The 9060-nt window shown below is 63.0% G+C and carries 8 protein-coding genes, 1 tRNA gene, 1 other RNA gene and 1 pseudogene; 5 read left to right on the top strand and 6 right to left on the bottom strand.

The annotated features are described in order from the left end of the window. Positions 1-73: 73 nt before the first annotated feature. A pseudogene (locus tag ACVOLR_RS16945) lies at positions 74-772 on the bottom strand (PP2C family protein-serine/threonine phosphatase); the annotation flags it as partial. Between the two features lie 202 nt (positions 773-974). Between ACVOLR_RS16945 and ACVOLR_RS16940 the strand changes: the two are divergent. Further along, positions 975-1065 (top strand) — tRNA-Ser (locus tag ACVOLR_RS16940). A 77-nt stretch (positions 1066-1142) separates the two neighbouring features. On the opposite strand, the gene ACVOLR_RS16935 is transcribed toward ACVOLR_RS16940, so the two are convergent. Then, the gene (locus tag ACVOLR_RS16935; RefSeq protein WP_481537476.1) at positions 1143-1520 is read right to left on the bottom strand and encodes a hypothetical protein; all 378 of its coding nucleotides are present in this window, start codon (positions 1518-1520) and stop codon (positions 1143-1145) included. A gap of 154 nt (positions 1521-1674) precedes the next feature. Between ACVOLR_RS16935 and ACVOLR_RS16930 the strand changes: the two genes are divergently transcribed. Continuing rightward, complete coding sequence (locus tag ACVOLR_RS16930; protein WP_481537475.1) at positions 1675-2073, top strand: DUF6165 family protein; 399 nt, start codon at positions 1675-1677, stop codon at positions 2071-2073. A 235-nt stretch (positions 2074-2308) separates the two neighbouring features. Here ACVOLR_RS16930 and ACVOLR_RS16925 read toward each other — a convergent pair whose 3' ends face one another. Beyond that, positions 2309-3355, bottom strand: a complete 1047-nt coding sequence (locus ACVOLR_RS16925; protein ID WP_481537474.1) for a glycosyltransferase family 9 protein — start codon at positions 3353-3355, stop codon at positions 2309-2311. Between the two features lie 20 nt (positions 3356-3375). On the opposite strand from ACVOLR_RS16925, the gene ACVOLR_RS16920 reads away from it, so the two are divergent. Next, positions 3376-4125 (top strand): 3-deoxy-D-manno-octulosonic acid kinase, encoded by a 750-nt coding sequence (locus tag ACVOLR_RS16920; RefSeq protein ID WP_481537473.1) that lies wholly within the window; start codon positions 3376-3378, stop codon positions 4123-4125. A gap of 1 nt (position 4126) precedes the next feature. Then, the gene (locus ACVOLR_RS16915) at positions 4127-4891 is read left to right on the top strand and encodes an MBL fold metallo-hydrolase (protein WP_481537472.1); all 765 of its coding nucleotides are present in this window, start codon (positions 4127-4129) and stop codon (positions 4889-4891) included. Positions 4892-5176: 285 nt separating this feature from the next. Here ACVOLR_RS16915 and ffs read toward each other — a convergent pair. Beyond that, an RNA gene (gene ffs / locus ACVOLR_RS16910) (signal recognition particle sRNA small type) lies at positions 5177-5273 on the bottom strand. Between the two features lie 311 nt (positions 5274-5584). Between ffs and ACVOLR_RS16905 the strand changes: the two genes are divergently transcribed. Next, positions 5585-5902, top strand: a complete 318-nt coding sequence (locus tag ACVOLR_RS16905) for a DMT family transporter (protein ID WP_303749102.1) — start codon at positions 5585-5587, stop codon at positions 5900-5902. 8 nt (positions 5903-5910) lie between these two features. Here the strand turns inward: ACVOLR_RS16905 and ACVOLR_RS16900 are convergent, their stop codons facing one another. Both ACVOLR_RS16900 and ACVOLR_RS16895 read right to left on the bottom strand, forming a co-directional pair. Then, the gene (locus ACVOLR_RS16900; protein WP_481537471.1) at positions 5911-6363 is read right to left on the bottom strand and encodes a GNAT family N-acetyltransferase; all 453 of its coding nucleotides are present in this window, start codon (positions 6361-6363) and stop codon (positions 5911-5913) included. Between the two features lie 230 nt (positions 6364-6593). Continuing rightward, positions 6594-8945, bottom strand: coding sequence for a GH92 family glycosyl hydrolase (locus ACVOLR_RS16895; RefSeq protein WP_481537470.1), 2352 nt, complete (start codon positions 8943-8945; stop codon positions 6594-6596). Positions 8946-9060: the final 115 nt, after the last annotated feature.

Genomic DNA, 9060 nt, shown 5'->3' with positions numbered 1-9060 from the left:
GGGCGCGTGGGGGGTGGGAGCGGGCTGGAGCGGGGGGGGGCTTTAACGTAACCGCTGGGCCCGTGCATACGGGGCTGCGGACCAGGACGACGGTCACGTTGTCCGAGCCGCCGCCATCCAGTGCGGCGGCGACCAGCGCATCCACGCATTCCTGCGCGCTGCAGTCGCCGTGGCCCAGTGCTTCGCTGAGGCCGGTATCGTCGACTTCTTCGGTAAGTCCGTCACTGCACAGCAGTAGTTGCATGCCGGGGCGGAGTTCGCCGGTGGTGGTGGCGACGTTGAGGTGGGCCGGATCGGTCACACCCAATGCCTGGGTAACCACGTTGCGGTGCGGATGCGCGCGCGCCTGCTCGGCGGTGAGCGTGCCCTGCGCGATGAGCTCCTGCACGTAGCTATGGTCCTGGCTGAGCTGGCCCAGCTTGCCGTCGCGCCACAGATAGGCGCGGCTGTCGCCAATCCAGGCAACTTCGAAGCGATTGCCCTGCACGCGTGCGGCGACCACGGTAGTGCCCATCGGCAGGCTGTCGTTGCGGCGGCGTGAGCTGCGGATGATTTCCTCATCGGCGGTGCGGATGGCCTGTACCAGCGAAGCGCCGTTGCGTACCTCGCGCACGATGGTTTCGCGCGCCAGTGCGCTGGCTACCTCGCCGCAGGCGTGGCCGCCCATACCATCGGCCACCAACCACAGGCCAAGCTCGCCGTCACCGTAGTAGGTGTCTTCATTGAGCTGGCGGCGCAGGCCGACGTGACTGAGGTGTCCGAATTCGATCATGAGTGCCCGAGCGGGCGGTGTTTCACTTGTGAAGGTCACTGCATCATCGCGTTCATGGAGGTGTACGGCAAGCGCCTGCAAACACTCGTTTGGCTGGCGGAATGCAGCGCGTGGATTGCCAATAGTGCTTTTTTGTTAAAAACCGCTTGTCCGCGCAGCCGATGCCCCTTATCATTCGCAGCCCGGTTCGCCGGGGACATCTGGAGAGGTGGCAGAGCGGTTGAATGTACCTGACTCGAAATCAGGCAGGCGTTTATAGCGCCTCGGGGGTTCGAATCCCCCCCTCTCCGCCAGATACTGAAAAAAGCCACCTTCGGGTGGCTTTTTTCTTGGGCGCTATCAAGATCCTTCGTGCGCTGCTGTCGCTTGCTCAGTGCAGAAGTTCCGCAGCCTTGGCTTCTGCTTCAGCGGTGGTGGCGACGACCAGCATCGGGTAGCCCCAGAAATTTTCGAAGAAGCGGCTGAACTCGGTTGCCTTGTGCAGGGCTTCGTCGCTGTCGGCGATGTGCAGGTGTGCTTTGATCAAGCGCACGATGGCGGGCTTGTTGGCCTTCATCCAGCTGGCGACTTTGCGCCGTTCGTCGATATCCGGTTCGGGCTGGTCGAACCCGCCGGAAGCGAGGTAGACGAAGGCTTGTTCGCGGGCCAACAGCTCGGACATGTCTGCAAGCACCTTGTCTGTGCTGTCTGCAGTGATCGGATCATGGTCCAGCCAGACCAGCGGGAAGTGGGAGGAATCGACGCGCATGGACCTTTCTCATGTTCAATAATGAGAATCATTATCATTTGAGTGGTAAATTGGTGCAAGCCGCTCCCGCTGTAGTGCGACCTGCGGTTCATCCTGCTCCGGCGGTTTGATGGCGAGCGGTTAAACTAGCGGCCACGTTACGAAGGTGTCCTTCATGTCCGAAATTCTGGTGCCGGTGTCTTTTGGCGAGCTGCTCGACAAGATCTCCATCCTGCAGATCAAGTCTGAGCGCATGAGCGATGCGGCAAAGCTGGCCAATGTGCGCAATGAGTTGAACGCGCTGGACAGCACCTGGGCCACGCATCCGGCTGCCGCGCAGGACATCGCGGCGCTGCGAACCGAGTTGAAGGCGGTCAATGAGCGGCTCTGGGATATCGAGGACGACATCCGCCTGAAAGAGAAGGCGCAGGCCTTCGATGAGGAGTTCGTGCAGCTGGCCCGCAGCGTCTACGTCCAGAACGACGAGCGCGCGCGCATCAAGAAGGCCATCAACCTGGCGCTGGGTTCCAGCTACGTGGAAGAGAAGTCCTATCAGGACTACCGAGCGGGCTGAATCTGTTTTGTAGGAGCGGCGTGAGCCGCGAAGCTCGTACATCATCAGATGGCAGTAATGCCGGGTGCGTCAGCATCGCCAGCTTCGCAGCTGACGCAGCTCCCACAAGAAAAACTAAATCCGCCTTGTGGGAGCGGTGTAAGCCGCGAAGCTCGTAGATCAGCAGATGGCAGGAATACCTGGCGCCGCAGGATGGCCAGCTTCGCGGCTTACGCCGCTCCTACAAAGCTGGGCTTTAGCCCAGATGATCTGCGCGATAACGCTCGAACGCGGCAATCGCATCATCCACGGTGATCAGCGACATCACATCGTCGAACTCGATCTTGGTGCCCCATTTCAGCTCGCTGGCCGGCTTGTTGAGATAGCGGCGGGCGGCATCGTCATAACGGTCCACGCAATAGCGGCGGTCGGAATAGGGGCCGCTGCGCGCCGGGTTGCTGGCCGCATGCAGGCCCAGCACCTTGGTGCCGACCGCATTGGCGATATGCATCGGACCCGAATCCGGGGTGACCAGCAGTGAGGCGCGAGCCAGCAGCGCGGGCAGCTGCTTGAGCGTGTCCTTGCCGACCAGGTCCAGCGCCGGGTGCTTCATCGCGGCGAGGATGGCGTCGCTGGTGCTGCGCTCCAACTCGCTGCGGCCGCCACACAGCACCACTCGCCAGCCCTGGCTTGCGGCGTGGTCGGCCAGTGCGGCGTGGCGCTCGGCGTACCAGTTGCGGCGTTGGTGGCTGGAGCAGGGCGAGATCATCAACACCGGGCGGCCATCCTCGTCCCACTGTGCACGCGCCCACTCATGCGCTTCCGGCGGTGTGGCCAGATCCCAGCTGACCTCGGTCTGCTTCAGCCCCAGCGGCTCGCAGAAGCTGCCGATGGCGTCGAGCACGTGGATGCCTGGGCGGTCAGGGATGCGCTCATTGATGAAAAGCCCGTGCAGGTCCTTGGAGCGTGACTTGTCGTAGCCGATGCGGCGCTTGGCCGGGATGAAGGCCGACAGCAGGTTGGCGCGCGCGGCGACCTGCATCTGCAGCAGTGCATCGAAACGGCCCGCCGGAAATTCGCGACGCAGCGCACGCATGCCGGCCAAGCCGCTGTTCTTGTCGTAGACGTGGAAGCTGACCCCTGGCAAGCCATCCAGCAGCTTGTGGCCGGCCTTGTCGATCACCCAATGCAGCGGTGTGCCCGGAAAACCCTGCTGCAGGGTGCGTACCAGCGGAACCACATGGGTGACATCGCCCAATGCCGAGAGGCGCAAAAGACACAACGGGGAGGACGATGCAGGCATGTGTTGTTAGACTCGTAAAGATGGTCGCATTTGACGCCACTGAAGCGCTGACGCCGTGCCGCGATGGTCGCGGCTATGGCGCCATTCTGTTCGACCGCGAACGCCTGCGGCAAGCCGATCCCGGTTTGTTCGCGCCTGCGCAATGGGGTAGCAAGGCCCATCCGGTGGGCGATGGCGGACGTGGCGGAGCATGGTTCATCGACGCGCCGTTCGGCCGCAGCGTGCTGCGCCAGTACCTGCGCGGCGGTGTCGCCGCCAAAATCAGCCATAGCAGCTATCTGTGGCGTGGTGCCAACCGCACCCGCAGCTTTGCCGAGTTCCGCCTGATGCGCGAGCTGATCGTGCGCAAGCTGCCGGTGCCGCGGCCCTATGCCGCGTTCTATATGCGCGAAGGCCTGCGCTACAAGGCGGCGCTGCTGATGGAGCGGCTGGAAGATGTGCGTTCGCTGGCCGATCACGCGCAGGTCACCGGCCGCGGTGCGCCGTGGGAAGAGGCTGGGCGGATGATTGCGCGCTTCCATCGCGCGGGCCTGGATCACGCCGATCTTAATGCCCACAACATCCTGTTTGACGATGCCGGCCGTGGCTGGCTGATTGATTTTGACCGAGGTGTGCTGCGCATTCCGGCTACCCGCTGGCGCGAGCGCAACCTCAAGCGCCTGCTGCGCTCCCTGCTGAAGCTGCGCGGCGCGCGCAGCCGCGAGGATGTGGAGCAGGACTATGCGCGGCTGCGCCGCGCCTATGATCTGGCCTGGAACCGGGGCGTGTGAAATGAGTTGGGCGTTGCGTTTCCTTGGCGTCGGCAATGCGTCGGCGGTGGAGCTGGGTTCGCCGATGTCGGTGATCGAGCACGGCAGCCAGCCATGGCTGACCATCGATTGCGGCGGCGAAGGGCTGACCGCCTACCGCGATCACTATGGCGCCATGCCGGATGCCTTGTTCGTCACCCATATCCATCTGGACCATGTGGCCGGCTTCGAGCGCCTGTTCGTCGATGCCTTCTTCAAGCCGCAACGGCGCGGCAAGGTGCGGTTGTATGTGCCGGCGCCGCTGGTGCCGCTGCTGCACAAACGGGTAGGCGACTACCCGAACGTGCTGGCCGAAGGCGGCGCCAACTTCTGGGATGCCTTCCAGCTGATCGTGGTTGGCGATGCCTTCTGGCATGAAGGTGTGCGCTTGGAAGTGTTCCCGGTGCGCCATCACTGGCCGGAAACCGCCTATGGCCTGCGCCTGCAGGGTGCGTTGGTATGGAGCGGTGACACCCGCCCGATTCCGGAAATGCTGGTGCGTTTTGCTGGTGACAATGAATTGATCGCCCACGACTGCGGTCTGCACGGCAATCCTTCGCATACCGGCGTGGATGATCTTGAGCGCGAGTACGATGCCGCCACCCAGGCGCGGATGATGCTTTACCACTACGCCAGTGCCGCCGACGGCGAAGCACTGCGCGCCCGTGGCCACCGCGTGGCGATGCCGGGTGAGTGTGTTGTGTTGGCCGAGCCCACGGCACCGCGTGCGGAGCCGTTTGAGGGCTGAGTCGCGAGTCATCGCTGTTGCGGCTGTAAAAGTCGCGGAGCTGCATGACCTGTCAGCAACTCAATAGAAACGATATCCGAGCCCCTCTCCCGCCAGCGGGAGAGGGGTTGGGGTGAGGGCAAGCCGGAGCCGGGCTGGATAAGCCAGCAGGCATCACCCCGAAGCCGAAAGCACGCAGAATCCACCAAAGCCCAGGGTGCGCTGGGCTTGCCCAGGCTGCAGAGCGCGCAAGCGCGATCACCGCTTCAACAGCGGAATCATTTTCCAAGGCCCAAAAAGGTGGCGACCCCGCCGGCTTACCTCGGCGCCCGCGTCGATCGATACCGTTGCTGCCTTCCGGCCCTGGCGGGATTTTCGACCTAGCGTCGCGAGGGGCCGACGGGGCCACCATAGAGACGGTTTGGCCGCGCTAGGCGCGGCCATTCACGATACGAGAGGCTGGGGCGATGCGATGATCAGCCGCCGATGCTTCATGGACCGGACACAAACTGGAGCAGGTCCTGATCGTGTGCGGCGATTGTAACGTATGCATGCACCAGCCGACCAGCGTTCCGGCTTGAACCCCGTGTAACCCGCAGCCGCCGTTTAGCGGCCCCAAACGCCCGGCTTGGATAGAATGCCCACCCAACGGAGGACGACCTCCGCCCATCACGGGACTTCACCCAGGACGGCCTGGCTTCTCTAGGAGGCTGTATGGCTTGGATCTATCTCGTGATCGCTGGTGTGCTGGAAATCGTCTGGGCGCTGGCAATGAAGCAATCCCACGGTTTCACCAAGCTGGTTCCCAGCATCGTCACCATCATCGGCATGATCGCCAGCTTCTGGCTGCTGGCCTTGGCCATGCGCACCTTGCCGCTGGGCACCGCCTATACGATCTGGACCGGCATCGGCGCGGTGGGCGCGTTCATCATCGGCATCATCTTCCTCGGCGAGCAGATCAGCGCGATGCGTATTGGCGCGGCGGTGCTGATCGTCAGCGGCCTGGTGCTGATGAAGCTGTCCAGCAGCTGATAGCTGCTTCACTCCGCGCGCAGCACCAATACCATCTCGACCGCATCCAGCCCCGGGCCGTGGCCATCCGCCACGACCCGGGTCACGCTGAAACCGAGCTGCGCGTAGAAGTCCTGCGTGTGCTGACTGGTGCTGAGCTCCACGCGCTTCGCGTTCGGGCTCTGTCTGGCCTGTTGTAAACGCGCAATGCTCAATTGCCTGCCGAAGCCCTGCCGATGCAGGCTGCGTTCCACCATGCCCCAGCAGAAAACGGCGACGCCATCGTCGCGTATCGCCAAGCCGCCGCAGGCGACAACCCGGTCATCGTGCTCGATCAGCTGATAGTCGCAACCCTGCGTATCGCGCTGCAGAAACTGCGCGAAGTCTGCGCGTTCGGCTGGCGTGAAGTACTCGGGCACATTGCTGTCGAACAGCGACAGGCAGGCATCGGCATCAGCACGTTGGTAGGGGCGGATTGGCATGCGCTGCAATCTAGCAGCTTCTGCCCTTTCTCTTTGTGGAAGGGGGAGCGGGCAGGGGAATCCTGTTTTGGTTTTGGTTTTGGTTTTGGTTTTGGCTTTGGCTTTGGCTTGGGCTTGGGCTTGGGCTTCAGCTTTAGCCCCTCTCCCCTTGCGGGAGAGGGGTTGGGGAGAGGGGAGCGCGAAGCGTGCTCCTTCCAACAGGTCATCGCCCAGCAACAGCCCCATCCCAATCAACGCGACATCGAATAAGGCAACGTCGCCGCATCCGCAGCCCAGGACTTGTTCGGCTCAGCCTGCATCGTAAAACGCAGCTCGCCACCAGCAACAATCTCCTGGTGCGTCACATACGCCCGATCCAACGGCTTGCCATTGAGGCTCACCGAACCAACATACGTATGCGCAGCATCCAGCCCGGTAGCAACGATGTTGAAACGCTTCCCATTCGACAGATTCAAAGTCGCCTGCGGCAGGAACGGCCGGCCGATGATGTACTGGTTGCTACCCGGCGTAACCGGATAGAAACCCAGCGCAGTAAATACATACCAAGCCGACATCTGCCCCAGATCATCATTTCCAGCCAGACCATCCGGCCGCGCCGCGTACTGCGTATCCATGATCTGCTTCAAACGCGCCTGCGTGCGCCACGGCTGCCCGGCATGTGCATACAGATAGGCAACATGGTGGCTGGGTTCGTTGCCATGCGCGTACCAGCCAATCAGTCCGGTGATGTCTTCCATGTGCGCGAAGATCGACGGATCAACCTTGGCTTCAAACACATCATCCAAGCGCTGCAGCAGTTGGTCGCTGCCACCATGCGCCGCCGCCAATCCGGCAACGTCCTGCGGCACGTACCAGGAATACTGCCAGGCATTGCCTTCAGTGAAATCCGTGCCGTAACCGCTGGCGCTGGGATCAAACGGCTCGCGGAAACTGCCATCGCGCTTGCGCGCCCGCATGAAGCCGGTGCCCGGGTCGAACGCATGCTTCCAGTTCGCCGCACGTTTGTTGAACTCGCTCGCGACCTCGGTCTTGCCCATGTTCTTGGCCACCTGTGCGATGGTCCAGTCGTCATAGGCATATTCCAGCGTCTTGCTGGCCGCTTCGCCTTCCTCATCGATCGGCACATAGCCGAGCTCGCGGTACTGCGCGATGCCATCGTACGGGCCGTAGTTTGCGCTGGCGACCATCGCCTGCAGGGCCTCGTCGGTGTCGTAGCCACGGATGCCCTTCATATAGGCATCGGCGATCACCGGCACCGCGTGGTAGCCGATCATGCACCAGGTCTCCAGACCATGGAACGACCACACCGGCAGCACGCCGTAAGGGCTTTCGCGGCGTGACGCCAGCAGCGAATTGACGAAATCATTGGTGCGCTGTGGCGGCTGGACCAGCGTGGTCAAGGGGTGCAGGGCGCGATAGGTGTCCCACAGCGAGAACGTCGAATAGTTCGTCCAGCCCTTGGCCTGATGCACCGCGTTGTCCGGCCCGCGATAACGGCCATCGCTGTCCATGAACAAGGTTGGCCCAAGCAGCGTGTGATACAGCGCGGTATAGAAGCGGGTGCGTTCATCCGCGCTGCCCTGTGCTTCAACCGCACCCAGCGCCTCGCTCCACTGCTGTTTCGCCGCCGCGCGCATGCCATCGAAATCCCAGTCCGGCGCTTCCGCATCCAGGTTGGCAATCGCGCCTTCCTCGCTGACCGGCGAGATCGCCACCTTCACCAATAACGGCTTGCCGGCGTCCGGCACCACATCAAAGGCCGCAACCAACTGCCGACCTTCGATCTGCGCGCGCTGCGTCGGATCCTTCTCGCCCGGCGGCGGGAAGCCCTTGTAGACGACATCCTGCTCGGTGTCGTGCAGCTGATGGCCGCTGAGTGGCTGCGAGAAACGCATAGCGAAATACAGCTGCCGGCCCGGCGCCCAGCCGCGGGTCTCGCGGAAGCCGGTAACCGTGCCATCGGCCCGCACCCGCAAGCGCGACCACAGGATCTTGCCCGGGTAGTCATACATGCTGGTACGCAGGTCGAGCACGACATGTGCCGGCTTGCCGGCGGGGAAGCTGTAGCGGTGCATGCCGACGCGCGCGCTGGCGGTGAGCTCGGCGCGCACCTTGTAATCATCCAGCGTCACCGCGTAGTAGCCAGGCTGCGCGGTCTCGCTGGCATGGTTGAAGCGCGAGGTATAACCGCTCAAGGGCTGATCGGGGTTGCCGCGTTCCAGCTTCAACTCGCCGGTGGTTGGCATCAGCAGCAGATCACCCAGATCCGAGTGACCGGTGCCGGAGAAATGTGTATGCGAGAAGCCAACGATGGTGTTGTCGTCATAGCGATAGCCAGCTGCCCAGCCATAGCCGTTCTTGCGCGACTGGATGCGGGTATCCGGCGAGAGCTGGACCATGCCGTAAGGGACCGTCGCCCCCGGATAGGTATGGCCTTCGCCGCCGGTGCCGATGAAGGGGTTCACGGCGGCGTAGGCGGCCGCGTCGGCGGCGGGCGAGGCCGCCAGCGCTGAAGGCGCTGCCAACGAGGAGGTTGCCACGGTTGCTGCAAGCACTAACAGGGTCGCGCCAAGCTGCTTCATCCCGCACCTATTGGATCGGTCTAATATGGCAAAACTAGCATGCCGAAGAGGGCGCTGGCATGTGCTCGTCCCGTCAGTCAGTGGCGGGCCTTTGCAACTACAACTGTGGTTGGAT

This window comes from Stenotrophomonas sp. STEN030, from assembly GCF_056759995.1.
Note: the sequence above shows the minus strand (reverse complement) of the source record. Positions and strands in the feature narration are given on the sequence as shown.